Origin of the sequence: Acetobacter sp. P1H12_c, assembly GCF_018811975.1 — a bacterium.
GTDB classification, from domain to species: Bacteria; Pseudomonadota; Alphaproteobacteria; order Acetobacterales; family Acetobacteraceae; genus Acetobacter; species Acetobacter persici.
The window spans coordinates 1-1,193 of the sequence record NZ_JACRVR010000089.1 but is presented as its reverse complement, the minus strand read 5'-3'; the positions used below and the strand labels follow the sequence as shown (position 1 = coordinate 1,193).

The following is a 1,193-nucleotide window of genomic DNA, read 5'->3' as shown; positions in this document are numbered from 1 at the left end:
CCCATCAAATCCCGGGACTAAACACCTTATGTGTTTCCAGCCTGTTATGATGACCTCATGAACGCCCCTGGCCAGGGGCGTTCATGAGGTGAGATACAGCGCTTAACACCTGGTAGCCTGACCACGTTTTCTAGCAGGCTGATCTCGCCTCTCTTCACCGTCTCGAACAGTTGACGGCGGCCCGCTTTCGGGACCGCGAACATAAGAAAGAGAGAGTGATATGTCTGCGCAAACCGTCATTGGAATAGACGTGTCCCGAGACTGGCTCGATGGCTTTTGCCTGCCAGAAAAGCAGAGATTTCGTTTTCAGAATTCACCTGATGGCCATGCCAGATTACTGGAAACTCTTCAGAGTATGCCGGACGGTCTCAAAATTGGGTTTGAAGCCACCGGTGGACAGGAATGGGCACTCTGGCGTCTTCTCATCAGTATGGGACTCAATGCAGTCCAGTTGCCCCCTGCACAGATCAAAGCTTTCGCACTCTCCATGGGGAAACGCGCGAAAACCGATCAGATCGATGCGGAATTGATTGCGCGCTTTATGGCTTTTCGTCCAGAAGCAGGACGAACACTGCCGGATGTAAAACTCCAGTTTCTGCGGGCACTGACGGTGCGCAGAGCTCAGATGGTGGAGGCACGTAAACGGCTTTCTGCCCAGATTGCGGCGCGCCGCAAGCAGGGTGTGAGCGCTGAACTGGAGGACATGGACAGCAGTCTCAAAGCATTTCTCGAAAGCCAGATCAGCGAGCTCGAACAACGGATTGAAAGCGTTATCGCAGAGGCAGAAGAACTCTCCGCGAAAGCAGAACTTCTCCGCTCCATTCCTGGTATCGGCCCGGTATCAGTCTCCATGCTTCTCGCAGAAATGCCGGAACTCGGCCGTATGACGGCGACAGAAGCTGCTGCCATGGCCGGACTTGCACCAATGGCTCACGATAGTGGCGCGATGCGGGGGAAACGTGTCATTTCAGGGGGAAGAAGATCTCTCCGTCACGTCCTGTTCCAAGCAGGATTGGCAGCTGCCTGCCATAATCCTGTTCTGAAAGCTGTCGCCAAACGCATGAAACAGCGGGGTAAGCCACATAAACTGGTGATCGTCGCTATCGCACGGCGTCTCATCACAATCGCCAACGCCGTCCTCAAAACAGGCCTGCCATGGCGCATTAGCTCCGCCGCTTAAACACAGTTGCTAG

General features: G+C 54.5%; 1 protein-coding gene. It reads left to right on the top strand.

Annotation, left to right across the window (positions count from 1 at the left end; all coding sequences use genetic code 11):
* The first annotated feature begins 220 nt into the window (after positions 1-220).
* Positions 221-1,180, top strand: a complete 960-nt coding sequence (locus KP699_RS16205) for an IS110 family transposase (protein ID WP_215763345.1) — start codon at positions 221-223, stop codon at positions 1,178-1,180.
* Positions 1,181-1,193 lie beyond the last annotated feature (13 nt).